The organism is Hyphomonas sp., assembly GCF_022844445.1.
Classification (GTDB): Bacteria; Pseudomonadota; Alphaproteobacteria; order Caulobacterales; family Hyphomonadaceae; genus Hyphomonas.
On sequence record NZ_JALHLS010000001.1, the window covers coordinates 470,819 to 495,045 of the forward strand.

The following is a 24,227-nucleotide window of genomic DNA, read 5'->3' on the forward strand; positions in this document are numbered from 1 at the left end:
GCTGCAACCGGAGACACATCCTATGCCCCGCGCCGCCCGCCTGATCCTGCCGCTGATCCTGCTCTCCGGCCTCGCCGGCTGTCTCACCGATCCGTTCGGCACGAAACCCGAAGTGCGCGGCGTGAAGATCCCGGAGAAGCCCGCAGAAACCCAGACGGCCGAGCCGGAGAAGCCCCAACCATGATTGTCATCGAAGGCACTGTCCGCATCCCGCCGGAAAACCTCGAAGCCGCCCGCCCGGTGATGGAGCAGATGATCCGTGCCAGCCGCGCCGAGCCGGGCTGTATCGATTACGCCTACGCGGTCGATGTGCTGGATCCGAGCCTCATCCGCGTCACCGAGCGGTGGGAGAGCCGCGCGGCGCTGACGGCGCATTTCTCTGCAGCTCATATGGCCACCTGGCGGTCCTTCTTCCCGCAGCTTGGCATCACGGACCGGTCCCTGCGCCTCTACGAGGCCGCTCCCGAGCCCATCTGACTTTCCGGTCCATTTCCGGCTTGCCCACCGGTTTTCCGGCCGGTAGCCATGGCCGCTGCCGCAGAAGGGAGTGACCCATGAGCTATCCGATTGTTGTTGCCGCTCTGGCCGTCAGCCTTTCCGCCTGCGCGGGTAGCCCGGCTATGCGGGCCGACGAAGAGCCCGGCGTGGAAAAAGTCTGCCGCGCTGCCCCGATGCCCGGCTCCAACATTATCAAGCGTGAGTGCCTCACGCCGAAGCAGTGGGCCATCCGGGATGAAGAAGACCGCGCCCGCAATGTCGGCCTCTATGACAACTCGAAGCAAGACGCCAATCCCGCCACGATGTAAGTTCTTGCCTCGATCAGCCGCGTCCGATAGCGGGTCCGGCAAACTTGCTATGGAGATACCAATGACCCGAACTGTTGGAGTTGCCGCAGTCCTGGTGGTGGCGCTGACTGGTTGCGCCGGCACGCCCAAGGAACTTGCAGCCAACGAACGAGAGGAATGCCGTTCCATCGAGGTCACCGGCTCGAAGTTTCCGAAAAAGGACTGCCGCACGGTCGAAGACTGGGCCAAGCATGATGAAGACGAGAAGGCGCGTAGCGAAGGCTTGCTGAGCACGTCCCGTCAGGGCGTTCAGCCCTGATCTGCCTTGCCCCACGTTCCGAGCGCACTCCAAGAGATTTGCCCACATGAAACGCACCCTTCTCCTCCTGCCTGGCGACGGCATCGGGCCCGAAGTTGTCGCCGAGGCACGCCGCATTGCGGAGCTGCTTGTCTCCGACATCGTCATTGAGACCGGCCTCGTCGGCGGGGCGAGCTTCGATGCGCACGCTACGCCGCTGACGGACGCGGTGCTGGAGCAGGCGCGCCAGTCGGATGCGGTCTTGCTCGGCGCCGTCGGCGGACCGAAATGGGCTGGCGCAGCGCGCGACAAGCGCCCGGAAGCCGGCCTCCTTGCCTTGCGCAAAGGCCTTGATGTATTTGCCAACCTGCGGCCCGCCTTTTGCTTCCCGGCGCTCGTGGACGCCTCCAGCCTGAAGCGCGACCGCGTCGAAGGCCTCGACATCATGATCGTCCGGGAACTGACGGGCGGCGTCTATTTTGGCCAGCCACGCGGCATCGACGAAGCCGGCGGCCTGCGCCGCGGCTATGACACCGCCATCTACACCCATCCGGAAGTCGAACGCGTCGCGCGTGTCGCGTTCGACATTGCGCGCGGCCGCGGCGGCCGTGTCTGCTCGGTCGAAAAATCGAACGTGATGGAATCGGGCCTGTTCTGGCGCCAGGAAGTTACGCTCGCCCATGCCGAGTTCGGCGGCGGCGTCGCCCTCAGCCACATGTATGCCGACGCCTGCGCCATGGAACTCGTGCGCCAGCCAAAGCAGTTCGACGTGATCCTCGCCGACAACCTGTTCGGCGACATCCTCTCAGACGAAGCTGCGATGCTTACCGGCTCGATCGGCATGCTGCCGTCGGCCTCGCTCGGTGCGCCGGGTGTGCCCGGACTCTATGAGCCCGTACACGGCTCGGCGCCGGACATTGCAGGCCAGGGCATCGCCAACCCCTGCGCCGCCATCCTCTCGCTTGAGATGGCGCTGCGCTGGTCGCTCGGGAAGGAAAAGGCGGCGGACGCCCTCCTCGCGGCCGTCGGCAAGGCGCTCGACCGGGGCGCCCGCACCCGAGATCTCGGGGGCGGCCTCACCACCCGCCAGATGGCCGACGCGATCATCGCCGCGCTCTGAGGTCCGACATGAAAAACCCCGCAGCACGCTGCGGGGTTTTCCTTCTGGACTGTCCGTATCCGGATCAGAACGTCTTGCGCAGCGTGATGCCGAAGGTACGCGGCTGGTTGCCGTGGAAGCCGAGGCGGGCACGGCCGCCGCGTTCACGGTCGAAGGAGAGCTGGGCGTCCTCGTCCGTGAGGTTGTTGGCAAACAGTGTCACCGACCAGGTCTCGAACTCGAGGCCCGTGCTGGCGTTCAGCGTCGTGTAGGCGCCGAGGTTCAAGTCCACCAGGTTGCGCGGGTTCTCAAGGCCCGTGAGGGCGCCGAGTGCGAGCCCGGTGGCAGCCGGCAGGCCTTGCGTCGGCAGCTGATCGCTCGGCTGCGTGTAGCGGTCGCCGATATGCTGCACGGAGCCGGAGACGAACGCATCGGCGTTCACCCAGCCAGGGGTCCAGCGATAGGTGCCGGCTGCAGACAGTTGCAGTTCCGGCACGGAGGGCAGACGGTTGCCATCCTCGATGCCGCCGATGACGTTGCCGTTGCCCGCCCGCACGGTGGAGTCGAACTTCGCTTCCAGCACGCTGGCCGAAAGGTTGAGGTCGAGACCTGCCACCGGGCTCCAGCCGAGTTCTGCCTCGACGCCGGCCGTGTGCGCCTTGTCGACGTTGAACACGATGCGCGAGGAGCAGGAGCCGGCATCAAGCGTGACCTGCAGGTCCTTGATGTCGGTATAGAAGGCCGCCGCATTGAACGTGACCGTTCCGGTCTGCGCCTTCAGGCCGGCTTCGTAGTTCCACAGCTTCTCGTCGCCATAGCTCTGGAAGCCGCCGAAGATCGCCTGGTCCTGCGGGGTGCAGAGCGGCACGTTCAGCGGATCATTGACGCCTCCGAGACGGAAGCCCTGGCTGGCCTGTGCGTTCAGGGTCACCGTGTCGTTCAGCTCATAGCTGGCCAGCACGCGCGGGGTGAAACCGTCCGAGGACGTCGTATCCTGGACGTTCGAGTCGCCGTTGGCGAAGAGGCCGCCCGAGGAGATCGTGCGGTCTTCCTCGAAGTCGTAGAAGCGCCCGCCTGCCGTCACCGTCAGTTGCTCGGTGAGGTCATAGCTCGCCTCGCCGAACGCCGCCCACTGCGTCAGTGAGTAGAAGAGGTCGGAGTTGAACGGCGAGTTGAGCGGGAAGCCATTGGCGACCGCGGCAGATGTGCCGGCACCGAGGGCCGCGTCCGTAAATGCGTCATAGCCGGGCGTCGGCAGGCGCTGGTTATAGTCACGGTCATTGGTCGAGTAGAACACGCCGCCGAGCCATTTGAACGGGCCGTCGGAGTTGGAGCTGAGGCGTACTTCCTGCGTGAGGCTCTCATAGGTCGTCACGTCCCGCAGGTTCGAAGGCAGGGCGAACGCTGCCGGATTGAAGCCGAGGTCGAACGATACGCTCTGCGTCAGCGCGCTGGCATCGCGGCTCACCAGGATGTCGCGGTCGATATAGCTTGTGACCGAGGTCAGCGTCACGGCCCCGAGATCAAGGCTTGCGGTCAGGTCCGCGATCATCGTCTCGTCGGAGAATTCCTCCTCGCGCAGCAGGAACTGTGTGTCCTTCGGCAGCGTCGTGGTGCGCGAGAGCCAGTTGAACGCCTCCGAGCGGTTGAAGCCATCCGCTCCGATTTCCTGGTAAAGGATGCGCGGTGTGATGGTCAGCGTATCGGTCGGCTGGAAAGTCAGCGCGATGCGCCCGCCGGTGCGGCTGCCGCTGTTGACATCCTCGTCGGCCGCCGGACCCGTCGCGTCGATCCACCCACCATACTCGGTGTGATAGCCGACCGCGCGCAGCGCGACCGTCTCACCCATCGGCAGGTTGACCATGCCCTTGATGTGGCCGCCGGTTCCGCCGTCCTTGATCGTGTTGAGGCTCGCCTCGAGGCTGCCTTCCTGCGTGCCCAGCACGGGCTGGTTAGTAATGTAGCGCACCGTGCCGCCGACCGAGCCGGAGCCGAACAGCGTCCCCTGCGGCCCGCGCAGCGTCTCCACGCGGTTGAGGTCGTAAAGGTCGATGTCCGGCGTAAACAGCGAAAGCGAGACGACCGACTCGTCGAGATACACGCCCACCTGTTCCTTCACGCCCGGCTGGTCGCGCACGATCTGGCCGGCCGAGACGCCGCGTACGGCGACCTGGCTCTGGCCCGGCCCGAGGTTCTGGATCGACAGGCCCGCCACCGAGCGGGCCACGTCTTCAAGATTGCCGGCGCCGGTCCGCGCGATGTCCTCGGCCGTCTGCGCATTGATTGAGAACGGCACGTCCTGGATTGTCTCGGCGCGCTTGGTCGCCGTCACGATAACCGTCTTCTGCCGCGCTTCGGCGTCTTCGGACGCTTCCTGCGCAAAGGCATGCGGCGTGGCCACCATCAGCGCCAACGCCAGCGCTGAGGCGCTGAACTTCATGTAGGTTTTCATTCTTTCCTCCCGGATGGACAGGGCGTCCCGGTTTTCCGGATTGACGTCTCCTGCCTCTGGACCGGAAACTAACGCGCTGGGCGCACCGGACAAATATCCCGGCCCGCCGGAAAGCGCTTGCGCCGCGAAATTACTTTGGGACAGGCAAAAATGTCACGCGATTTTCCCCCACCGGCAGGTACCTTGCCTCGCGGCATTCGCCTGCGAAGCGACTGGCGCCCGGGCGACCGTGATCTGATCGTCGACCTGCACCGACGCGGCTATGCCGGAGAAGGCCTGCGGTTCGCTGCCGGGTTCGCCGATTATGTAGATCTGACGGTTGCTGAAGCCGGCCTTGGTGCCCCCGGAAACGCCAGCCGCGTCTGGTTCGCCGAGCGCGGCGCCGAGGCCCTCGGCTGCGCTGCGATGATCGACCGGGGCGCGCGCGGCCAGCTGCGCTGGGTCGTGCTCCTGCCTGAGGCGCGCGGGTTCGGCCTCGGCAAGGCGCTGTTTGGCGCGGCCATGGACCACGCCGCCGCGCAGGGCTGGCGGGAGGTTTATCTGGAGACCACGGACGGCCTGGCGGCCTCGATGCAGATGTATCTCGCCGATGGCTTCGCCGTGACCCGCGATTCAGAAGAAGAGCTCTGGGACGGCCCCGGCCGGATGATCGTGATGACCCGCCGTTTGGACAAGCCTGCGCCCTTGTGACATCTTCCTGCAAAACTAGAAGACCCGGGAGGAACCACGCAATGTCATACGCCGCCGGACGGTTGATTCACGACGCCGACAGCCACCTGATGGAAATGACCGACGTACTCGACCCCTATTTCGAGAAACGCCTGCTCGCACGGTATCACGATCTGCCGGTCTACCAGTGGAAACACGCCCATGCCGACCGTATGAACGAAGAACGCGCCCGCCATGAGGACGCCGCCTACCGCGCTGCCGCAGCTGATGCGATCCTGCTCAACAAGAATTATACCGCCCTCGGATCATTCCGCCGCGAGGACCGTCCTGCCGCACTCGACCGGCTCGGCTTCGCCAGCCAGCTTGTGTTCACGACTTTCTGCCTCGGCAATTTCGGGCTCGACCAGTCGGATGACATGGAGCTCTGCTACGCCGCCGCCGATGCGCACAACCGGATGATGACGGACTTCTGTTCGATCGACCGGCGCCTGCTGCCGGCCGCCTATGTGCCGCTCGAAGATTTCGCGCGCGCGGAGGCCACCGCTCGCCTCGCGATCAGGCTTGGCGCCAAGGCGATCATGGTGCCGTCCGTGTGCCCACAAAAGCATTCGCCCAGCCATATCGGCCTCGACCCCGTCTGGCGCCTTGCAGAAGAGGCGGGCCTGCCGATCCTCCTGCATGTCGGCGGCGAGGAGAAAATGAACCCGGTCTACAAGGCCAACGGCCTGCCACCGGTGCCGGACTTCCATGGCGGCGACGACAATTTCACCTCGGTCTCCTACATGCCGATCCCGCAATCGGCGATGCAGACGCTAGCGACGCTGATCTTCGACGGCGTGTTTGACCGGTTCCCGAAGCTGAAATGGGGCGCCATCGAGCTTGGCGCGGCCTGGGTGCCCGGATGGATGCGGTCCATGGATTCGGCTGCGCATGCGTTCGTCCGGAATGAGGAGCGGCTGCAGAAGCTCTCCGCGAAGCCGTCCGAGATTGTACGCCGGAGTTTCCGCGCAGCGCCGTATCCGCATGAGGATGCCGGCTGGATCATCCGTAATGCCGGCGACGAAATCTGCCTCTTCTCGTCGGACTATCCGCATGTCGAAGGCGGCCGAAACCCGCTCAAACGCTTTGATGAAACCCTCGCGGGCTGCACGCCGGCGCAGGTTACGAACTTCTACTCGGAAAACTTCATCGACCTGATGGGCGAGGGGCTCGCGGCGGATCTGCGGCGGCCGAAACTGCAACAGTCGGCCTGAACCAGATGGCGAAAGAGACAAAGCCCGCGAAAGTCGTCCTTCTTTCCGGCGGCAATCCGCAGATCGCCAAGGGCGAGGGCGACGCGCCGGTGCAGGCCTACATCGCGGCCATGCCGGGCTGGAAACGGGAAGTTGGCGCGCGCCTTGACGCGCTGATCGTCAAGGCCGTGCCCAAGGTGCAGAAAGCCGTAAAGTGGAACTCGCCGTTCTAGGGCATGGAAGGGCAGGGCTGGTTCGTCACCTTCCATGTGCTGACGCGGTATGTGAAGGTTACCTTCTTCAAGGGCGCCGAACTCGACCCGCCGCTACCCGGATTCACGCCCAAGAGCGGTGAAGCCCGCTGGATCGATCTCTACGAAGGGGAGTTCGACGAGGCCCAGCTGGCAAAATGGGTGAAACAGGCTTCCAGGCTTCCAGGCTGGAAACCCTGAACCACTGAGCTGTCAGCGCTTCTGGCAAAGGGCTATTGCCTCCGCCGGAGTCTGGCCTATCCATCCTCGGCAAAAGCCGGGTCGGGGATCTTGGGGATGCAAGTCGGGTTTGGTGCGGGGCCATTGGCTGATGAGCAGGCGCTGATCGCGGCGCTGCGTGAGGGGGCCTGGGCGGACCTGACATTGGCACCGGGATATGACGCCGAGGTCAAACCGGTCGTCTCGGCCCGGTTCCTCCGGGACATGCTGCTCGGGCTCGATAGCCGCGTTGCCGGTCTCCCGTCGGGCCTGCGGATTCGGGGTCTCCGGGTGGACGGCGATCTCGACCTCGCAGACTGCACCGCGCCGGGCGGCGGTGGCTTTGGCGTTGTCGCCCTTGAGCAGTGTGATTTCACCGGCCGCATTGACATTACCAATGCGGAACTCTCCCGCTTTTCGATCCGCCAAAGCCGGTTTCGCGAACTCTGGGGTGAAGGCGTCAAGGTCAGCGGAGACTTTGACTTCAGGGGCGCTTCTCCGTTGCCGTCGCCGGATGAGCCGGTGGCGTATATCCGCCTGCGGGCGGCACGGATCGGCGGCGATCTGTGGGCGCGCGGGGCATTGCTGAAATGCCCCGGGGACGTGCCGCGCGGCCTGACAATGGTGCCCCCGGCCTTGAACCTCTGGCTTGCCCGGATCGAGGGCAGCGCCCTGTTCGAGATGGGCTTCGTCGCTGAGGGCGTTGTGCGGATGTCGAGCGCCTTCATCGGCGGCGACCTTGCATTCAACGGCTCCACGATCAAGGGCCGCGACGGCCTCGCGCTCGATGCGGCCGGCGTCAACATCGGCGGCGAGGCAACCTTCGACCTGCTCGACGAGCGCCGCTTTGTTGCTGAAGGTGAAGTGCGCCTGTCAAACGCCAGCGTCGGAAAGAATCTCAGTTTTTACGGCGCCTCCGTATCAAACCCTGACGGAGACGCGCTCGATGTCAGTGCCAGCACAATCGGCGGGCACGTTCGCCTGACCGTCGCCAGAGGTTACCGGTTCGAGGCTTGTGGCCAAGCGATCTTCTGGGACACGAAAGTCTCCGGCGACTTCATCTGCAACGGCGCGCGCCTGTCTGCGCCCGGTCGCACTGCGCTTGCGGCTGCAGGCATCCAGGTGGGTGGGCGGGCCGGCTTCGACATGGTCGATGGTTCGCGCTTTGAAGCTGAGGGCGAGGTGCAGCTCTCGAACTCGACCATCGGCAAGGACCTCGCTTTTTTCGGTGCGAACCTCCGCCATCCCGGCGCCGACGCGCTGGATGCCAACGCCTGCAGCGTCGGCGGCCATGTTCACCTGATGCCGATCGACGGGACGCGGTTCGAGGCCGAAGGGGCGTGCCTGTTTTGGGACGCGCGGGTCGCCGGGGACTTCGCGTGCCACGGCGCACGTTTGAACAATCCTGGCGGGCTCGCGCTCGCCGCCGCCGGTATCGAGATTGGCGGCCTTGCCAACTTTGATGCCTATGAGGATTTCCGGTTCGAATCTACCGGTGAAGTCAGGCTGGCCAATGGAAGCATCGGCAAGTCGCTCAGCTTTTTGGGTGCAGCGCTGAGCCATCCGGACGGCGACGCGCTGGATGCCAGCGCCTGCGCCGTCGGCGGCCATGTCCGGCTCGTCGCGATGAACCACCACAAGTTCGAGGCGGACGGCACGACCATTTTCTGGAAGGCGCGGGTGGCTGGAGACTTCGTCTGCCAGGGCGGCCGGTTCACGCGGCCCGACGGTGTAGCGTTCAATGCAAGCGCATGTTCCGTAGACGGCGGACTTTACGCGCATGACAACACGCTTGATGGTATCGTCGATCTGTCGAATGCCCGGATCGATACGCTGGGCAGCTTTGCCGACTCCGCCTGGTCCGGCGCCCGCCGCATCCGCCTCGACAGTATCAGCCTGCGCCAGATCGAAGTAGACTCGTCCGACGGCGTGCCATGGCAAACCCGGACCCGATGGTTGAAGCGCAGCAGCGACCAGACCGCCAAGGGCCATCGGATCGTATCCCCGCATCCGTGGCAGGAGTGCGCCGTCGCCTTCGCGCGGTCGGGCCGCCATACCGACGCACGCCGGATCCAGCGCGAAGGCTACCGTGAGGAAAACCGGGCCCGTCCGCTCTGGATCCGGCCGTTCGTCTGGGTGTTTGCGGAAGTTCCCTTCGGCTTTGGTCTTTCGGCGCTGCGTGCGACCGTGACGCTGATTGCATTCTGGATCGGCGGCATCGTGGGTGCCGAGGCCATGCTCGCGCGAAACGTGCTGGTCGACCTCTCGAGCCGCGGCGACCCGCAAGCCTGCCTGTCGCTTGTGCCGGCGCTTTACGCCCTGGATACGGCCATTCCGATCATCGACCTGCGTCAGGAGTCGCTTTGTGATCCGGCGGATATCGGCCAGGCTGGCCTGTTCCCGGGTATCCCGCTCTCGCGCCTGGCCGGGGACATGGCTTTCCTGCCAGCCATGCCGGCGGTGACCTTGTTCGACGAAGTTACGCTTTGGACCTGGGCCAAGGCGGTTTACGCCTTGCTGGGCACCTTCCTCGTCAGCTTCGCGGGCATAACCTATTCGGGCGTATTCAAACCGAAAGAGTAGAGCGGCCTAACTATAATCCGCGATCCGGCAGAGCAGGGGCCCGCGGAACTCGAAAAAGCTCGCCCCGCGCACTTTTACGGTTTCGCCCGCCCGCACGCCGTTTGGCAGGTCCACCGCCGCGCGGCCCTCGAACTCGATCTCCGCCGCCGCCTTGGCTTCGCTGGTCACCAGGTTGATCAGCCGCTGGCGGCGGTACGAGAATGCATTGCCGGAGACTTCCGCCACCTGCCGCATCATGCCCTTGCCATCGAGGCGCATCGACTGGCCGGCATTCGAGATGTTCTCAAACACCACATCATCGGTCACGCAGGCCAGCATCGCGTCGATGTCCCGGTCATTATAGCTCGCGATGTAACGGCGGATGATCTCGTCCAGCACTTGGTTGTCCTTGCCACAGACCGAGTTACCTGCCTCACCGGGCACTAGCGTGCAAGCAATTCTGACTTCACCTTATCGCATCTTTGCGTATGTTTCAGAGGGGTTGTGGGAGAAGCGCAATGGCGGATGTTTTTTTGTCTTACAGGAACACAGACGAGCGGCGGGCTATTGTCGCGCGTTTGGCGACCATTCTGCGAGCGCACGGCTTGTCGGTTTGGTGGGATTACGGTCTTGAAGCTGGAACTTCATTCAAGCAGCAAATCGAAGTCGAAATCACATCCGCAAAACTAGTCATTCCGGTTTGGTGCGAACAAAGCATCAAGTCTGATTGGGTAAAGCGGGAAGCGACGCTTGCTGAGGCCAAGCTACTTCCCATTCGTTTGCAGAAAGTCCAGCCTCCAGCAGGATTTGAGCATCTGCATGCGCATCATCTCGAGCGTTGGGATGGCTCAATACTGGACCCGCAGCTCGATTCGTTAGTCAAAGAGATTTGTGAACGAACCGGACATGCATCCGAGTTATCTCCCGACACAAAGTCGGAACTCGCCAAGCTCCCACGGATCAACCCGCTGCGGTCTCCTGCAAGCGGCACGAGTTTGCCAAGGCGATTGGTGCAGGTTGCCGCAGCTTTTGCGCTAGCTGCTGGTGTATTGATCGGTGCATGGCACTTTGTTCCGGTGGTCCCGGAGGGTGCGTCCACAATTGAGCCTGATCCCATCGCTTCATTGGCAGAGCCAGCGGATGTATCCAACACCAACTCTGCGGCGGCGGATGTGCCTTTTCATAAGCTTCAGTGGCACTTGGGTCCGGCTGAAAACGGTGGCTCAGGCATTCAGGAGTATCGTCAGCGCACAGGAGCCAGCGGCAAGGGCGTGGTGATCGCGCAGATCGACACGGGCATCTATTTCCAGCACAACGAATTCGTCCGGCACCCGGGATTTCTGCAAGGATTTGACTTTGTTTCTGATCCGGAAATGGCTGGTGATGCCGACGGCCCGGACAGTGACCCTTCGGACACTGGCATCATGTGTGATGCGCTTAACACTGACGGTGGTTCTGAGCTTCACGGGAGTTTTCATGCATCGGTTCTTATCGCCCGAGGCGAAGGGCGATCAAAGATGATTGGTGTCGCACCTGACGCGAGCATCGTACCCATCAGGGTAGTCGGAAACTGCGGCGGGAAGCTATCAGAGGTCAATCGCGGAATACTATGGGCAGCTGGCCTGGATGCGGGCCCAGGTGCCCCGATAAATCAGAACCCCGCAGATATCATACTTATCTCTCTTAGCCTGCCGTCTGAGTGTCCCGCATCTCTTCAGCGAAACATTGACGCTGCGCGCGCGGAAGGCGCGATTGTCATTGCAGGGGCGGGAAATACGCGGTCCTCAAAAAGCGAGACAGCGCCCGCTAGTTGCCGCGGTGTAATTTCAGTGGGCGCGACCGATCCGAGTGGGAAGCCAGCGCCATATACAAACAGCGGCGCCGATCTGATGGCGCCCGGAGGCGATAATACGGTTGATCGGAACCTCGATGGCTACCCAGATGGCCTAGTTGGGGCGAAGTATTCTGTAGACTGCCGAGCGGAAAGCGGGGCTAAAACCGAAGACTGCGACTACTCGATCGAGACTGGGACTTCAGCGTCAGCAGCGATTGTGGCTGGAGCCATATCACTGGTAAAGTCAGCCAATCCGGACCTTTCGACAAAGGATGCGGCAGATGTCGTGCTTCGAGCCACGCGCTCGATGGATGCCCGCCAATGTAGTCTTCCTTGTGAAGGCCGGTCCGATTTGCAACCGATACCCGGCCTTACGGATGTGTGCTTTGCAAACTGTGGCTTGGGCAGTTTGGATCTCTCGCAGGTTCCGTGAGCTCCAGCCAACCCTGCTTTGACTTTGCTACCACTTGCGCCATAAGGCCCCGAAATGACCTGAGCAGGAGAGTATCATGGGCACACGCATCGCAGTCGTCGGCGCCACCGGCAATGTCGGGCGGGAGCTGTTCAACATTCTCGACGAGCGCCTGTTTCCGGCAGACGAAGTCTACGCCATCGCCTCGCGCCGCTCGATCGGCCAGGAAATCTCCTATGGCGACCGTACGCTGAAGTGTCATGACCTCGAACAGTTCGATTTCAGCCGCGTTGACCTCGTGCTGATGTCGGCCGGCGGGAAGGTGTCGAAGGAATGGGCGCCCAAGATTGCCAAGGCCGGCGCCATCGTGATCGATAACTCCTCCACCTGGCGGATGGACCCGGATGTGCCGCTGGTCGTGCCGGAAGTGAACGCCGATGCCGTGATGGGCTATGCCAAGAAGCGCATCATCGCGAACCCCAACTGCTCGACCGCCCAGCTGGTCGTCGCGCTGAAGCCGATCCATGACGCGGTCGGCATCAAGCGCGTTGTTGTTGCCACCTACCAGTCCGTCTCCGGCGCCGGGAAGGAAGCGATGGACGAGCTGTGGAACCAGACGCGCGGCATCTTCGTCAATGACGAGCCCGCGCCGTCGGTCTTCCAGAAGGAGATCGCCTTCAACGTCATCCCGCAGATCGATGTCTTCATGGATGACGGCTACACGAAGGAAGAGTGGAAGATGAGTGTCGAGACGAAGAAGATTCTCGACCCCGCCATCGAACTCGTCGCGACCTGCGTGCGGGTGCCGGTTTTCGTCGGCCATTCCGAGGCCGTACACATCGAGCTCAACGGCCCGATGAGCGCTGCGCAGTGCCGCGCCCTGCTGCGCGAAAGCCCCGGCCTGATGGTGGTCGATGATCCGAAGGAAGACCTGTACATCACGCCAAAGGAAGCTGCTGGCGAATGGGCGACCTATGTCAGCCGTATCCGGGCCGACACCACGGTCGAACATGGCCTCGCTTTCTGGTGCGTCTCTGACAACCTGCGCAAGGGCGCCGCCCTCAACGCCGTCCAGATCGCCGAGGAACTTCTGAACCGCGGCATCCTGAAGCCGGAAACGGCCAAGGCTCGGGCCTAGTCCGTCAAGACTTCGCCCGTCTTCGCTCCACAAAGGGGAGGGGACGGGTGAAGGGCTTCCTCACAGGACCGAAAAATCCACCACCTCGAACCCATGCCCGGTCGCCGCCACGAAGCGCCGGAAATCGGCCTGGCTGATGGCCGTCGTGCCGGTGTTTACCAGCGGATGGAAATTCACGGCTTCTTCCCCCGCCAGCAGCGCATCGACCAGGAAGCGCACGCGGCGCGTGCGGTCATTCATCAGTGCAAACGCCGTCACCGATCCCGGCACCACGCCGAGCACTTCGGTCATCAGTTCTGCCGGCCCGAAGGACAGGCGCTTCGTGCCGATGAACTTGTGCAGCTGGTTGAGCTTCAGCTGGTTGTGGGCCTCCGCCGCGATCAGCACGAGGGTGCCTTCGCCGTCCTTGAGGAACAGGTTCTTGGTATGCGCGCCCGGCATCTCGGCTTTCAGCGCGCCGGACTGCTCGACCGTGAACAACGGCTCGTGCCACACGGTCGAATGCGCGATGCCGAGGGAATCGAGATAGGCAAAGAGGTCATCAGGGCTTGCTTGCATGGCGCCCATTCGCCAAGACTTGCCCGTCCCGTCAAGAAGCTAGAGCGACCCCGCGATGCGCCTCGAATGCTACAAGATCTACGATGTCGCCCCCGAAATCGTCCCCGGCCGGTCGGACCGCGCCTGGATGGACGCCTTCGTGGACCGCCATCCCTATCGCTGCCTGCCGCTCACCATGGCGAACTCCACGGGCTGGGAAATCCTCTGCCCGATGGACATCAAGATCATCTGGAATGGCGGCCCGCGCATCGAGGACATTGACCTGAAAACCACCGGCGATCCGCGCGCCATCGCGAGCTTTGCCGACAGCCATTTCATGCGCGGCATCGTCACGTTCCACACCGGGCACCTCTTCCGCACGCCGCCCGGCTGGGGCGTCTGGGTGACCGGCCCGCCGAACTGGCCGAAGGACGGCATCACGCCGCTCACCGGCCTTGTGGAGACTGACTGGCTGCCGTTCCCGTTCACGATGAACTGGCAGATGACGCGGCCGGGCGAAGTGATCTTCCGCAAGGGCGAACCCTTCGCCTTCATCACGCTGATGGAACACAAGCGCCTCGAGGAGATTGAGCCCGAGCGCAAACTGTTGAGCACCAACCCGGAGCTTGTCGACGAATACAATGCCTGGCGCGACAGCCGCGCGGACTTCAACACGCGCCTGAAAGGCGGTGAGCAGACCGCGATGAAGGAACGCTGGCAGCGCCACTACATGCGCGGCGAAAAGCCGACTGGCGACAAGGCGGAGGCGCACCAGACGAAGCGCAGGCTGAAGGCGCCGAAGAACACGTAGTGTGCATCGGGCCTGAGGCCGCAATGCACCGTTGATGACCGGCCCGCTGATCCCGCCTTCGCGGGGATCAGCGGATCAGGATCTCAGTTTTTCCCGAATTTCCGGTCGCGGCCGGCCATCAGCCTCAGGCGCAGCGCATTCAGCTTGATGAAGCCTTCCGCGTCTTTCTGGTCGTAAGCGCCGTGGTCGTCCTCGAAGGTCACGATTTTCTCCGAGTAAAGACTATAGGGCGAGGTGCGGCCGATTAGGTAGGCGGTGCCCTTGTACAGCTTGATCGTCACCTCTCCGGTCACCCAGCGCTGCGAATGGTCGATGGCGGCCTGCAGCATCTCGCGCTCCGGGCTCCACCAGAAGCCGTTATAGATGAGCTCGGCATATTTCGGCATCAGTTCGTCTTTCAGGTGCGCTGCGCCGCGGTCGAGGGTTGCCTGTTCGATGCCGCGATGGGCGACAAGCAGGATGGTCCCGCCGGGCGTCTCGTAGATGCCGCGGCTCTTCATGCCGACGAAGCGGTTCTCCAGAAGATCGAGGCGGCCGATGCCGTGCTTCTTGCCATAGGCGTTCAGCGCGGTCAGCAGCGTGGCCGGGCTCATCGCCTCGCCATTGATGGAGACCGCGTCGCCACGCTCGAAGCCGACGGTGATGACCTCCGCCTTGTCGGGCGCTTCTTCAGGCGAAATCGTCCGCATATGGACGAACTCCGGCGCAGGTTCGCCGGGGTTCTCCAGCACTTTACCCTCGGAAGAGGAGTGCAAAAGGTTCGCATCTACAGAGAAGGGGGCGTCGCCGCGCTTGTCCTTGGCGATCTCGATGCCGTGCTCTTCGGCAAACTTAAGCAGGTCCGTCCGCGACTTGAAATCCCAGTCCCGCCAGGGCGCGATTACCTTGATGTCCGGGTTCAGGCCGTAATAGCCAAGCTCGAACCGGACCTGGTCATTCCCTTTGCCGGTCGCGCCATGGCAGACGGCATCGGCGCCGACCATGTCGGCAATCTCGATCTGGCGCTTGGCGATCAGCGGCCGGGCAATCGAGGTGCCGAGGAGATAGACGCCCTCATAAACAGCGTTGGCCCGGAACATCGGGAAGACGAAGTCGCGCACGAATTCCTCGCGCACGTCCTCGATGAAGATGTTCTCTGGCTTCACGCCGGCCGCCAGCGCCTTTTTCCGGGCCGGCTCCAGTTCCTCGCCCTGACCAAGGTCGGCCGTAAAGGTGACCACTTCGCAGCCGAATTCCACCTGCAGCCATTTCAGGATGATCGACGTGTCGAGGCCTCCGGAATAGGCAAGAACAACCTTTTTCGGGGCAGTACGTGGCTTGGCCATGGGATTCCTGACGTATTTTTCGGCGGAGGAGGGAAAGTGTTGCCATAAAGTCCCGCCCTGCACCTGACAAGAAGGACAGGTTCGGGGATTCCTGTGGTTTACAGCTTCTTGAGCCGTTATAGTAAATTTGCTGGATCAGGGCGGCCTCCGGGCCGCCGGACACAAGGTGGCTGAAATGCTGAACGACCCGATGGATCAGGCAGCCCGGACCGGGCCCGCGCTGCCGGACAGCCTTCGCCAGGCCGTCCGCGACGCCCAGGCGACCGGCCGGGCGGCGGAAGACCGCGCCCAGTCTGCCATGCCCTTCCGCGCGCGCCTGCGCGCCCGCGACGCTGTCCGTCCTCAGCCGACCCTGTCGATCCTGACCGACGCGGCTCCGATCACCTCCGGCCCGGTTTCGCACAATGCCATTTCCGAGGTCCGCCTGCTTCGCAAGCCGCCCGCGACACCCGGCAAGCCCGCCAATAAGGCGCCGTTGATCCCGGTCGCGGCCACCGCCGGCGGCATTGCGGTCATAAAGGACACTGGCCCAAAGGGCGGCTCTCGCGATGACGATGACGAAGCCCGCGCTGGCTTCTTCACCCGGATGGGTGACTTTTCACAATTCGCCTTCGCTGGCCTTGCTGTGCTTGGCCTCGCCGGCCTGTCGGTCATGGCGGCGGAAAACGCACTCGGCGCGAAGACGAACACGGATGATGCGGACGCCGACGGCAATGTGAGCACTGCCGGCCTCGAAACGGCTCCGCTAGCCTCGAGCGTTTCGGCCGCTGCTGTCGAGCAAGCCTCGGTGCCAGCCGGCGCGGTTACGACGCCTTGGTTCGATTATCGCGGCACGGCCGATTTCCTGAAAACCCGCGTCGCCGAACTTCAGGCGGCGGATGCGGAAGCTGCCCGCCTTGCCTCGGCAGACGCCGATCGCGTCGCCGCCACCGCGATCGCCAATGCCGAAGCAGCCCGCGTTGCCGCCGAACAACCCGCCGCAAGCGAAAGCGGCCCGGCCATGATCGATGCGCGTCTGCGCGACCGTCTGGCTACGGAAGAGGCGATGCGGGCCTCTCAGGCCGAAGCCGCCATGAAGGCGCAGGCTGAAGCGGCCGCCGCGGCCGCGAAAGTGGAAGCTGATCGTCTGGCGGCGGAGGAGGCTGCGCGTGCCGCTGCCGTGGCTGCCGAACAGGAACGCATCGCGCAGGTCGCCGCGCAGCGCGCCGCCGATGCCGAGGCGAAACGCGTTGCCGATCTCGCCGCGAAGAAGCAGGCTGCTGACGCCGAGGCGAAGCGCCTCGCGCAGGTCGAAGCCGACAAGGCCGCGAAGGCGGCCGAAGCCAAGCGCCTCGCCGACCTTGAAACGAAACGGGCCGCCGACGCGGAAGCCAAGCGCCTTGCCTCGCTCGAAGCGAAGCGCGCGTCCGATGCGGCCGAAGCCAAACGGCTTGCCGGGCTTGAAGCCAAGCGGCTCGCCGACGTGGAAGCCGCGCGCCTCACAGCGGCCGCGGCAGCAACCGCAACCGTTGCTGTTCCGAAGCCGAAAGTCTGGACCAACCCGCCCGGCCGCGCTTCGCTGAAACCGGCCCGTCCGGCGGTCACGATCGCAGCGGTCGATGGCGCCGCCTTTGGCGATCCGGTCACGCGCGCGGCGCCGCCTTCTCTGTCCGCGTCGCCGCCGGAAGTGCGCACGCTCGCCGCGCTGCCGCGCCCCGTGGATGACTTTATCGCTGAACGTGCTGAATACACCGCCGGTCGCGCGCTCGATGCTGAAGCCTTGGCGGTGCTGAAGTCTGACTTCATCGCGCTTGTTGAGGCTAGCCCGGACGGCGCGCATCACGAGTTGACGACGCCGGATGGCCGTTCGCTGCTTATCCATTTCGAGCGCACGATCACAGTCGATCCAGCGAAAGCCTCCATCCACGCCATCGGCTATGTTCCGACGGCTGAGGGTTTTGTCACGCGCGCCTATGTGCAGCCGATCGAGGTCAACGTCTCGGTTATGTGCCGCGATGTCGCCTATGCCTTCCCGGGGCAGGAGCGTGGCCGCTTCGCCGCCTGTGAGGGCGCTGACGGCACCTGGACGATGGCCCGTGCCTCGGCCAACGGCACGCCGATCTAGCCCGCCTGTTTCACGCGCCGAACGCCCGCCTGCTTTGCGGCGCGCTCCAGCACGTGATGCTCCACCAGCCGGAAGTTGCGCTTGTGCGAGCGGAAGAAAAAGTCAAACGCGTCGCCGAGAATCGGGATCGCCCCGATCCCGGCATCGGTAAGAAGGTTCAGGACCACCCGCGTATGCACATGCCAGGGCAGTTTCAGTCGCACCGACGTATACAGCGCTGTCGTACCGGTAATCAGCGTGACGGCGTCGCCCGCCACCGGGAGCAGTCCAACAATGGCATCGGCGCCGAACCGGACGCCCATCACCTCGAACTGGTTGTCGAGGATGCGCGAGAACCGGCGCAGCGCAGCAAGCTCCTCCGCCACGGTGCGCCCGCTGCCCAGGCGCATCTGCATGAGATCCTCGTCTGTGATCGTTTCCTTCTTCGGCACGGCTGTGCTCCCTTGTCCGAAGCGCGCATGATTGCACAAGCCGTCGAAGCCTGCGACAGGACTTCGCCATGAGAACACGCGCTGTTTACAAGCTGCTGACCGAGGCGGATTGGGCTGCCGCCGAAGCCTCGGGGACGACCGCTACGGCGCTCGATATCGCAGACGGCTATGTTCACCTGTCGACCTATGCACAAGTGCGCGAAACAGCGCGGCGGTACTATGCAGGGCAGGCGCGGGTGCTGCTTTTACGGTTCGACTTTGCAGCGCTCGGTGATGTGCGCTGGGAGACAAGCCGGGGCGGCGACCTGTTTCCGCACTTGTATGGCGCGCTGGAGATTTCAAAGGCGGATGGCAGCTGGTGGCTCGCGCCGGGGCTGGATAATGCTCCCGTTTTCCCGGAGGACTTCTGATGCTGGTAGAATTGGGCACGAAGGCGATCCGCCTCTTGCCGCCGGAAGCGGCGCACAATGCAACCCTTCGCCTGCTCACGAAAGGCATCGGTGTGCCAGGGCGGGCGCCGGCGTTTCCGCCCGGCTTATCGCTCACGCTGCCGAAGTCCGGACTGAAGATCGCCTCGCCCGTGGGGCTCGCGGCTGGGTTCGACAAGAACTGCGAAGTGCCTTCGGCAATGGCGAAGTTCGGGTTCGGCTTCGTGGAGTGCGGCACGGTCACGCCGAAGCCGCAGCCCGGCAATCCGAAGCCGCGCCTTTTCCGGCTTGATGAGGACCGCGCGGTGATCAACCGGATGGGGTTCAACAATTTCGGGCTCGACTATTTCGTGCGCCGGCTCGGGAAATACGATCACGCCGTGCCGATCGGCGCCAATGTCGGCGCCAATAAGGACAGTGCAGACCGCGCGCAGGACTACGTCACCGGCATAGAGGCGGTTGCGCCCCAGGCAGACTATATCACGATCAACATCTCCTCGCCCAACACGCCGGGTCTGCGCGGCCTTCAGGACAAGGCCTCCCTGTCGGATCTTCTCGTCCGCTGCGGGGCGGCAGACCGGAAGGGCAAGCCTGTTTTCCTGAAAGTGGCGCCGGATCTGGACGCCGAAGCCATTTCGGACATCTGCGGCGTGGTGCGCGGGGAGGGGGCCTGGCTCTCCGGCCTGATCATCTCCAACACGACGCTGGCGCGGCCATCGTCTCTGAAGAGCGATCATAAGAGCGAAGCGGGCGGGTTGTCCGGCGCGCCGCTGTTTCATCCGTCTACGGCGGTTCTCACGCATTTCGCGCGCAATCTCAAAGGCGAGTTCGACCTTATCGGCGCGGGCGGCATTGCCTCCGGCGCAGACGCTTACCGAAAGCTGCGCGCGGGCGCGCACGCGGTTCAGCTTTACTCGATGCTCGTCTACGAAGGCCCGGGCCTTGCTTCCCGGATCGCGGAGGAACTGGACTCCCTCCGCGAACGCGATGGTCTGGCCTCGATTGCCGAAGCGACCGGCAAGGACCTTTGATTCAGCTCAGAGAACAACAACCTGGCGGGCGACGGTGCCCTTGTTGTTCTTGAGATTCTGCATGGCGCCGGTGATGCCGTCGAGGCCGATACGGTCCGAGATGAGGTCATCGAGGTGCAGTTTGCCCTGGCGATAGAGATCGACGAAGCGCGGGAAGTCGATCCGGAAACGGTTCGAGCCCATCACGGCGCCTTGCAGGCGTTTTTCGGTGACGAGAAGTTCTATGCCCGGAATCTCAATATTCACGCCCGGCGAGATCATGCCGATGATGGTGGCGACGCCGCGCGGACGCAGCATGTGATAAGCAAGTTCGGCGGTCTGCTTGCTGCCAACGCATTCGAAGGAATAGTGGACGCCGCCCTTGGTGAGTTCCTTCACCGCCTCGATGGCGTTGCCGGATTTCGGGTTCACGGTGTCGGTCGCGCCGAAGCGGGTGGCGAGTTGCAGTTTCTCCGGCGAGAGGTCGACGGCGATGATGCGCGAGGCGCCGGCAATCGCGGCGCCGTTGATGGCGGCAAGGCCAACGCCGCCGCAACCGATGACGGCGACGGTGGAGCCAGGCTCAACCTTGGCGGAGTGGAAGACGGAGCCGACGCCGGTGATGACGCCGCAGCCAATGAGGCAGGCGCGGTCCAGCGGCATGTCCTTGTCGATGGCGCAAAGGGCGTTCTCGTGGACGAGAATCTGCTCGGCGAAGGAGGAGAGGTTCAGGAATTGGCCGACCTTTTCCTTGCCGATGGACAGGCGCGGCGCTTCATCCGGGCGGCGCTTGAATTGCTCTCCATTGACTGTGTGGCAGACCGACATGTGGCCGGTGAGGCAGTATTCGCAGACGCCGCAGAAGGGCGAGAGGATGGAGATGACATGGTCGCCTGGCTTCACGGCCGAGACCATTGAGCCGACTTGTTCGACGACGCCTGCGCTCTCGTGGCCGAGGATAACGGGCATCTCGGTCGGGAAATTGCCGTCCCAGAAGTGAACGTCAGAATGGCAGACGCCAATGGCCTTGAGGCGCACGAGAACCTCACGGGGACCGGGCTTCGAGATGGTGACGTCCTCGATCGACAGAGGCTTGTTGGCCTCGCGCATCACGGCAGCTTTCATGGCGTGGTTTCCTCCCGGTTGGACCGCCTGTTTTCAGGCTGTGCTTTGCAGAAGTGTCGCGCAAGGCGGGCGCTTTGGCCAGAGTGACGCAGCGTTAGGCCGCAAGTTCCCGCAAAGCGGTCCGGGTGGCGTCATCGGCGGGAAAAAGGAGTTCGAGGCGCAGGTCGCGGACAGTGACGTCCTCGCTGGTCCCGAAATGCGCGATCGTGGAGAGGAAGCTCAGCTGGCCGCCGGGCGCGTTGACGACCAATGGCACCAGCGGGCGGCGCGGCGCGCCGCCAGGAAGGGGGCGGCGCTGGCCGGCGGCTTCTAGCGCCTCAAGGAGTTCGCGCAGTACGGGGTCGTTGCCGGCCTCAAGGGCTTCGAGGGCGATGCGGCCGCGCATTTCGTGGATGACTTCAGGAAGGTTTGCGATCATTGCTTCGGCGACTGGACTATCCGTCAGCATACGGATGAGGCTGTTCTCGCCGTGTGCCTGCAGCGGGGCGAGCAGCTTTGCGGCGGAGGCATTGGCGCCTCGCACGCGCCAGTGACGATCGGCAAGGATCGCGGGCCAGGGGGCGTGGCGATCCATCATTTCCTGCAGCACGGCGCGGAACGGGCCGAGCGCTTCGGATTCAAGCGGCGAGGCGGGAAACACGGCGGCGAAGCCGGCCGCCAGAAGCAGCGCGTTCTGGCTGCCGAGGGGCAGGACGAGGCCGTCAGCGATCTGCAGGACCATCTCGCGGCTCGGCCTGGCGCGGCCGGTTTCGAGGAAGGAAAGATGGCGGGCGGAAATCTCGCAGGTGAGGGCAAGGTCCAGCTGGCTCATCCGGCGCGCGGCGCGAAAACGGCGCAGGAGGGTGGCAAAGGCGTCGCCTTCGGCGGCTGGCAGGGCGGGTTCACGCAGGCTCATGCATGCATGCTCGCAGGGACGCGCGCGCAAGTCCATGACCTGCGAGGTAATTGCACCGCTTACGCTCCCGGGGTCAATTCACGTTCAGGCCCAACGAAGGAGACCGGCAATGACTGCATTCTGGAAAACATGGATCACGCTCTGGTGTTGGGGCGTCATCGTCTTTGGGGCGCTGCTGGCGGCAGGCGGCCTTCCCGCGACGGACGGTATCGTGCGGACGCTTTATGGTATCCTGAGCAGTGGCCCGCTGCCGGCGGACTTCCTGGATGCGCCGGGAATGCGCTTCTCGGTGGCGCTGATGGGCGCGGTAACGATGGGATGGGGCTTCACGATCCTCTTCCTGCTTCCCGCGATCCATGCAGCTGGGGCCCGCGCCTGGCGGGGGCTGACCGCGGCGATGGTCATCTGGTTCGTGATCGATGGCGCGCTGTCGGCGGCGACCGGCTTTGCGCTCAACAACCTACCGAATGCGGCGCTGGCGATTGCCTACCTCGTGCCGCTGTTCGCTAGCGGCGCGCTGAAATCAAAAGCCTGAACCCTGCGGAACGGAGAGAGACCATGCAGACCCAACTCCTTGATGCCGCGGGCACGGTTCATGCCTTCCTGAATGCCGTGAAGGCGTTCGACTATGATGCTGCGATGACGCTGATTGCCGAGCATTGCGACTACGAGAACATGCCGCTCGGCAAGGTGACCGGGCCGACCGGTGTGCGCGGGGTGCTGGAGCCCTTTTTCTCGCCTACGATCGCCAACGAGTTCATCATTCTCCGTGAACTGACGGACGGCAAGCGCGTGTTCCTCGAGCGGCTCGACCGCCACCAGCTGGAGACAGGATGGGTCGAGCTGCCGGTGGCGGGGATCTTCGAGGTCGAGAACGGCCAGATCACCGTCTGGCACGATTACTTCGACGCCGCGACGATCCTGCCAAAATGGCCGGCGCCGCCGGGGTAAACCCTACTGCGCCGAAGACACCGGGGCCGGTGCGCCGGTGAGGCCGAGGGCGCGGGCCATGACGTGGAAAATTTCGCTCTGCTCGATTACGCCGGTGACGAGATTGGCGCCGGGACCGGAGGCGAGGGCGGCAACGTCCTCGCCTCCATGCGTCTCCGAGTACAGCGGGACGAGGGCGGGCTGGCGGAAATCAGGAGCGAGCGTATCGACGCCGGTGAGGTCCTGGCGGGTGCAGTCGAACACCGGCTTGCCATCGGCGTCCTTGCCGGTTTCTCGGCAGGCCCCGGGGCCGTTGGCATAGCCAAGCGTTGTGTAGGGAAGGCCGTCGGAGCCGGTGGAGCCGCCTTCGCCGCCGATGCCAGACGTGGAGATGCCGAGGATCGGATTATTGCGCTGGGCGTAGCCGGCAATCGTCAGTGTGTGCGAATGGTCGGCGGTGACGATGATCAGCGTCTCTTCGGGATTGGTCATTTCGACCGCCGCGGCGATGGCGGCGTCGAAGGCTATCGCGTCTTCCAGCGCGCGGATGGCGTTGCCGCCGTGGTGGGCATGGTCGATGCGGCCGCCTTCCACCATCAGGACATAACCGTCCGTGTCCTGAGAAAGGCGTGTAATCGCAGCGCGGGTCATGTCGGCGATGTGGGGCTCACCGGCCTTGTCCTTGTCCCGGTCCAGTTCGTACTGCATATGGCTCGGCTCGAAAAGGCCGAGGACTTTCACGCCCGTGCTGAAGTCTGTCGCGTCGAAGCCGGCCTGGTCATAGATGAATATGTGATCCGGCGACTTGGCCGCCCACTCGGCCGTCAGGTTGCGCCCGTCACCACGGTCGCCGCTCTTGCCGTCATATTCCGGGTCCTGAACCTCCCTGGGAATGAATTTTGAGCGCCCACCACCGAGGAGGAGGTCGAAGCTGCCTTCCGGCCATTCGATCAGCTGGCGAGCGATGTCCTTGCAGGTGTCGGACGAGGCGCCTTTCATGTCCGTGTCGGCTTCCCAGTCACGCAGTGGCGCCTTGGCATAGGCGGCGCCGGGGGTGGCGTGCGTGAGGCGTGCAGTGGAGACAAGGCCGGTTGAAAGGCCTACGCGGGCGGCGAGTTCGAACAGGGTGTCGACCTCATTTCCGGCGACCGTGGCGCAGTTGCCATAGCTGACATTGCTGTCGACGCCGAGCACGCCAGAGAGCGTTTTAAGGCCGCTCGTCATGGCGACGGCGGTGCCGGCGGAATCGGCGATCTGGAAATTGTGGCTGTAGGTTTTCGACAAGGCCGAATACGGCAGGTCGTCCATTGCGAGGTGATAGCTTTCACCGTCGAGCCCGGCGGACTGGCCGGCATAGATGCGGGCGGCGGTGATTGTGGAGATGCCCATGCCGTCGCCGATGAAGAGGATGACGTTTTTGGCAGGCTTCACGCCGCGCGCGGCGATGCGGGCCTCCACAGAAGCGGCGGCGGCAGTGTAGTAGCCATCATCCGCCTGCTGAGGAACCTGCGCCATTCGGGCTGGGGCGGCGGGCTGAAGTTCTGCGGCGGGCGTCGCCGGAGCAGTGGTGCACCCGGCGAGGACGGCGAGGGCGAGAAGGGCGAGGCGCATGGGCTGGGTTCCTGACGAATCCGATTTTCCGGAAGGAGTTTAGCGCAGGTTTGCAACAGTTGCGACCTG

General features: G+C 64.0%; 24 protein-coding genes and 1 pseudogene. 17 read left to right on the forward strand and 8 right to left on the reverse strand.

The window, feature by feature from the left end; translation table 11 throughout:
* Positions 1-22 precede the first annotated feature (22 nt).
* The 5 genes from Q0C17_RS02525 to leuB all read left to right on the forward strand — a co-directional run bounded on the left by Q0C17_RS02525 (position 23) and on the right by leuB (position 2,203).
* A complete protein-coding gene (locus Q0C17_RS02525) occupies positions 23-184 on the forward strand; it encodes a hypothetical protein (protein ID WP_291200817.1) in 162 nt (53 codons plus the stop codon).
* Positions 181-477, forward strand: a complete 297-nt coding sequence (locus Q0C17_RS02530) for a putative quinol monooxygenase (protein WP_291200820.1) — start codon at positions 181-183, stop codon at positions 475-477. Before Q0C17_RS02525 ends, Q0C17_RS02530 begins: the two co-directional genes overlap by 4 nt.
* Before the next feature lie 77 nt (positions 478-554).
* On the forward strand, positions 555-806 hold the full coding sequence (locus Q0C17_RS02535; protein WP_291200823.1) for a hypothetical protein: 252 nt from the start codon (positions 555-557) through the stop codon (positions 804-806).
* Between the two features lie 61 nt (positions 807-867).
* Entirely contained in the window at positions 868-1,104 is a 237-nt protein-coding gene (locus tag Q0C17_RS02540; protein ID WP_291200826.1) for a hypothetical protein, read from the forward strand.
* 46 nt (positions 1,105-1,150) lie between these two features.
* Positions 1,151-2,203, forward strand: a complete 1,053-nt coding sequence (leuB, locus tag Q0C17_RS02545; protein WP_291200830.1) for a 3-isopropylmalate dehydrogenase — start codon at positions 1,151-1,153, stop codon at positions 2,201-2,203.
* A gap of 64 nt (positions 2,204-2,267) precedes the next feature.
* On the opposite strand, the gene Q0C17_RS02550 is transcribed toward leuB, so the two are convergent.
* On the reverse strand, positions 2,268-4,634 hold the full coding sequence (locus Q0C17_RS02550) for a TonB-dependent receptor (RefSeq protein ID WP_291200832.1): 2,367 nt from the start codon (positions 4,632-4,634) through the stop codon (positions 2,268-2,270).
* A gap of 150 nt (positions 4,635-4,784) precedes the next feature.
* On the opposite strand from Q0C17_RS02550, the gene Q0C17_RS02555 reads away from it, so the two are divergent.
* The 4 genes and pseudogenes from Q0C17_RS02555 (at position 4,785) to Q0C17_RS02575 (ending at position 9,588) form a co-directional block, all read left to right on the forward strand.
* Positions 4,785-5,324, forward strand: a complete 540-nt coding sequence (locus Q0C17_RS02555) for a GNAT family N-acetyltransferase (protein ID WP_291200834.1) — start codon at positions 4,785-4,787, stop codon at positions 5,322-5,324.
* A 41-nt stretch (positions 5,325-5,365) separates the two neighbouring features.
* Positions 5,366-6,556, forward strand: a complete 1,191-nt coding sequence (locus Q0C17_RS02560) for an amidohydrolase family protein (protein ID WP_291200836.1) — start codon at positions 5,366-5,368, stop codon at positions 6,554-6,556.
* Between the two features lie 5 nt (positions 6,557-6,561).
* Positions 6,562-6,987: pseudogene (locus Q0C17_RS18140) on the forward strand (DUF1801 domain-containing protein).
* A gap of 96 nt (positions 6,988-7,083) precedes the next feature.
* Complete coding sequence (locus Q0C17_RS02575) at positions 7,084-9,588, forward strand: hypothetical protein (protein WP_291200847.1); 2,505 nt, start codon at positions 7,084-7,086, stop codon at positions 9,586-9,588.
* Between the two features lie 6 nt (positions 9,589-9,594).
* Here Q0C17_RS02575 and Q0C17_RS02580 read toward each other — a convergent pair whose 3' ends face one another.
* Positions 9,595-9,966 (reverse strand): nuclear transport factor 2 family protein, encoded by a 372-nt coding sequence (locus tag Q0C17_RS02580; RefSeq protein WP_291200850.1) that lies wholly within the window; start codon positions 9,964-9,966, stop codon positions 9,595-9,597.
* Between the two features lie 119 nt (positions 9,967-10,085).
* On the opposite strand from Q0C17_RS02580, the gene Q0C17_RS02585 reads away from it, so the two are divergent.
* On the forward strand, positions 10,086-11,834 hold the full coding sequence (locus Q0C17_RS02585) for a S8 family serine peptidase (protein ID WP_291200852.1): 1,749 nt from the start codon (positions 10,086-10,088) through the stop codon (positions 11,832-11,834).
* Positions 11,835-11,910: 76 nt separating this feature from the next.
* Positions 11,911-12,951 carry an aspartate-semialdehyde dehydrogenase gene (locus Q0C17_RS02590; protein WP_291200855.1) on the forward strand — a complete coding sequence of 347 codons (1,041 nt, stop codon included), beginning with the start codon at positions 11,911-11,913 and terminating at the stop codon, positions 12,949-12,951.
* A gap of 60 nt (positions 12,952-13,011) precedes the next feature.
* Here Q0C17_RS02590 and Q0C17_RS02595 read toward each other — a convergent pair whose 3' ends face one another.
* Positions 13,012-13,509, reverse strand: coding sequence for a prolyl-tRNA synthetase associated domain-containing protein (locus Q0C17_RS02595; RefSeq protein ID WP_291200857.1), 498 nt, complete (start codon positions 13,507-13,509; stop codon positions 13,012-13,014).
* A 55-nt stretch (positions 13,510-13,564) separates the two neighbouring features.
* Between Q0C17_RS02595 and Q0C17_RS02600 the strand changes: the two genes are divergently transcribed.
* Positions 13,565-14,299 carry a DUF6065 family protein gene (locus Q0C17_RS02600; RefSeq protein ID WP_291200860.1) on the forward strand — a complete coding sequence of 245 codons (735 nt, stop codon included), beginning with the start codon at positions 13,565-13,567 and terminating at the stop codon, positions 14,297-14,299.
* Positions 14,300-14,382: 83 nt separating this feature from the next.
* Here the strand turns inward: Q0C17_RS02600 and Q0C17_RS02605 are convergent, their stop codons facing one another.
* Positions 14,383-15,624 carry an argininosuccinate synthase gene (locus Q0C17_RS02605; protein ID WP_291200863.1) on the reverse strand — a complete coding sequence of 414 codons (1,242 nt, stop codon included), beginning with the start codon at positions 15,622-15,624 and terminating at the stop codon, positions 14,383-14,385.
* A 175-nt stretch (positions 15,625-15,799) separates the two neighbouring features.
* Here Q0C17_RS02605 and Q0C17_RS02610 point away from each other — a divergent pair, with 175 nt between their 5' ends.
* Positions 15,800-17,728: a hypothetical protein gene (locus tag Q0C17_RS02610; protein WP_291200866.1), complete on the forward strand. Its 1,929-nt coding sequence runs from the start codon at positions 15,800-15,802 to the stop codon at positions 17,726-17,728.
* On the opposite strand, the gene Q0C17_RS02615 is transcribed toward Q0C17_RS02610, so the two are convergent.
* A complete protein-coding gene (locus Q0C17_RS02615) occupies positions 17,725-18,159 on the reverse strand; it encodes a DUF4112 domain-containing protein (RefSeq protein ID WP_291200869.1) in 435 nt (144 codons plus the stop codon). The two genes, Q0C17_RS02610 and Q0C17_RS02615, sit on opposite strands and share 4 nt — an antisense overlap.
* Positions 18,160-18,227: 68 nt before the next feature.
* On the opposite strand from Q0C17_RS02615, the gene Q0C17_RS02620 reads away from it, so the two are divergent.
* Together Q0C17_RS02620 and Q0C17_RS02625 are read left to right on the forward strand one after the other, a co-directional pair.
* A complete protein-coding gene (locus tag Q0C17_RS02620) occupies positions 18,228-18,569 on the forward strand; it encodes a DUF952 domain-containing protein (RefSeq protein WP_291200872.1) in 342 nt (113 codons plus the stop codon).
* A complete protein-coding gene (locus tag Q0C17_RS02625; protein ID WP_291200875.1) occupies positions 18,569-19,618 on the forward strand; it encodes a quinone-dependent dihydroorotate dehydrogenase in 1,050 nt (349 codons plus the stop codon). Before Q0C17_RS02620 ends, Q0C17_RS02625 begins: the two co-directional genes overlap by 1 nt.
* A 6-nt stretch (positions 19,619-19,624) precedes the next feature.
* Here the strand turns inward: Q0C17_RS02625 and Q0C17_RS02630 are convergent, their stop codons facing one another.
* Both Q0C17_RS02630 and Q0C17_RS02635 read right to left on the reverse strand, forming a co-directional pair.
* Positions 19,625-20,722, reverse strand: a complete 1,098-nt coding sequence (locus tag Q0C17_RS02630; protein ID WP_291200878.1) for a Zn-dependent alcohol dehydrogenase — start codon at positions 20,720-20,722, stop codon at positions 19,625-19,627.
* A gap of 94 nt (positions 20,723-20,816) precedes the next feature.
* Positions 20,817-21,617 (reverse strand): helix-turn-helix transcriptional regulator, encoded by an 801-nt coding sequence (locus tag Q0C17_RS02635; protein ID WP_291200881.1) that lies wholly within the window; start codon positions 21,615-21,617, stop codon positions 20,817-20,819.
* A 109-nt stretch (positions 21,618-21,726) separates the two neighbouring features.
* Between Q0C17_RS02635 and Q0C17_RS02640 the strand changes: the two genes are divergently transcribed.
* Both Q0C17_RS02640 and Q0C17_RS02645 read left to right on the forward strand, forming a co-directional pair.
* Positions 21,727-22,152 (forward strand): hypothetical protein, encoded by a 426-nt coding sequence (locus Q0C17_RS02640; protein ID WP_291200884.1) that lies wholly within the window; start codon positions 21,727-21,729, stop codon positions 22,150-22,152.
* Positions 22,153-22,175: 23 nt separating this feature from the next.
* A complete protein-coding gene (locus Q0C17_RS02645) occupies positions 22,176-22,568 on the forward strand; it encodes a limonene-1,2-epoxide hydrolase family protein (protein ID WP_291200886.1) in 393 nt (130 codons plus the stop codon).
* Between the two features lie 3 nt (positions 22,569-22,571).
* Here the strand turns inward: Q0C17_RS02645 and Q0C17_RS02650 are convergent, their stop codons facing one another.
* Positions 22,572-24,158 (reverse strand): alkaline phosphatase, encoded by a 1,587-nt coding sequence (locus tag Q0C17_RS02650; RefSeq protein WP_291200889.1) that lies wholly within the window; start codon positions 24,156-24,158, stop codon positions 22,572-22,574.
* Positions 24,159-24,227: the final 69 nt, after the last annotated feature.

What these genes read in the sequence shown, in the direction of transcription:
- Q0C17_RS02525 (WP_291200817.1), top strand. Translation starts at nt 23, where the DNA reads ATGCCCCGCGCCGCCCGCCTGATCCTGCCGCTGATCCTGCTCTCCGGC.
- Q0C17_RS02530 (WP_291200820.1), top strand. Translation starts at nt 181, where the DNA reads ATGATTGTCATCGAAGGCACTGTCCGCATCCCGCCGGAAAACCTCGAA.
- Q0C17_RS02535 (WP_291200823.1), top strand. Translation starts at nt 555, where the DNA reads ATGAGCTATCCGATTGTTGTTGCCGCTCTGGCCGTCAGCCTTTCCGCC.
- Q0C17_RS02540 (WP_291200826.1), top strand. Translation starts at nt 868, where the DNA reads ATGACCCGAACTGTTGGAGTTGCCGCAGTCCTGGTGGTGGCGCTGACT.
- leuB (WP_291200830.1), top strand. Translation starts at nt 1,151, where the DNA reads ATGAAACGCACCCTTCTCCTCCTGCCTGGCGACGGCATCGGGCCCGAA.
- Q0C17_RS02550 (WP_291200832.1), bottom strand. Translation starts at nt 4,634, where the DNA reads ATGAAAACCTACATGAAGTTCAGCGCCTCAGCGCTGGCGTTGGCGCTG.
- Q0C17_RS02555 (WP_291200834.1), top strand. Translation starts at nt 4,785, where the DNA reads ATGTCACGCGATTTTCCCCCACCGGCAGGTACCTTGCCTCGCGGCATT.
- Q0C17_RS02560 (WP_291200836.1), top strand. Translation starts at nt 5,366, where the DNA reads ATGTCATACGCCGCCGGACGGTTGATTCACGACGCCGACAGCCACCTG.
- Q0C17_RS02575 (WP_291200847.1), top strand. Translation starts at nt 7,084, where the DNA reads ATGCAAGTCGGGTTTGGTGCGGGGCCATTGGCTGATGAGCAGGCGCTG.
- Q0C17_RS02585 (WP_291200852.1), top strand. Translation starts at nt 10,086, where the DNA reads ATGGCGGATGTTTTTTTGTCTTACAGGAACACAGACGAGCGGCGGGCT.
- Q0C17_RS02590 (WP_291200855.1), top strand. Translation starts at nt 11,911, where the DNA reads ATGGGCACACGCATCGCAGTCGTCGGCGCCACCGGCAATGTCGGGCGG.
- Q0C17_RS02595 (WP_291200857.1), bottom strand. Translation starts at nt 13,509, where the DNA reads ATGCAAGCAAGCCCTGATGACCTCTTTGCCTATCTCGATTCCCTCGGC.
- Q0C17_RS02600 (WP_291200860.1), top strand. Translation starts at nt 13,565, where the DNA reads ATGCGCCTCGAATGCTACAAGATCTACGATGTCGCCCCCGAAATCGTC.
- Q0C17_RS02605 (WP_291200863.1), bottom strand. Translation starts at nt 15,624, where the DNA reads ATGGCCAAGCCACGTACTGCCCCGAAAAAGGTTGTTCTTGCCTATTCC.
- Q0C17_RS02610 (WP_291200866.1), top strand. Translation starts at nt 15,800, where the DNA reads ATGCTGAACGACCCGATGGATCAGGCAGCCCGGACCGGGCCCGCGCTG.
- Q0C17_RS02620 (WP_291200872.1), top strand. Translation starts at nt 18,228, where the DNA reads ATGAGAACACGCGCTGTTTACAAGCTGCTGACCGAGGCGGATTGGGCT.
- Q0C17_RS02625 (WP_291200875.1), top strand. Translation starts at nt 18,569, where the DNA reads ATGCTGGTAGAATTGGGCACGAAGGCGATCCGCCTCTTGCCGCCGGAA.
- Q0C17_RS02630 (WP_291200878.1), bottom strand. Translation starts at nt 20,722, where the DNA reads ATGAAAGCTGCCGTGATGCGCGAGGCCAACAAGCCTCTGTCGATCGAG.
- Q0C17_RS02635 (WP_291200881.1), bottom strand. Translation starts at nt 21,617, where the DNA reads ATGAGCCTGCGTGAACCCGCCCTGCCAGCCGCCGAAGGCGACGCCTTT.
- Q0C17_RS02640 (WP_291200884.1), top strand. Translation starts at nt 21,727, where the DNA reads ATGACTGCATTCTGGAAAACATGGATCACGCTCTGGTGTTGGGGCGTC.
- Q0C17_RS02645 (WP_291200886.1), top strand. Translation starts at nt 22,176, where the DNA reads ATGCAGACCCAACTCCTTGATGCCGCGGGCACGGTTCATGCCTTCCTG.
- Q0C17_RS02650 (WP_291200889.1), bottom strand. Translation starts at nt 24,158, where the DNA reads ATGCGCCTCGCCCTTCTCGCCCTCGCCGTCCTCGCCGGGTGCACCACT.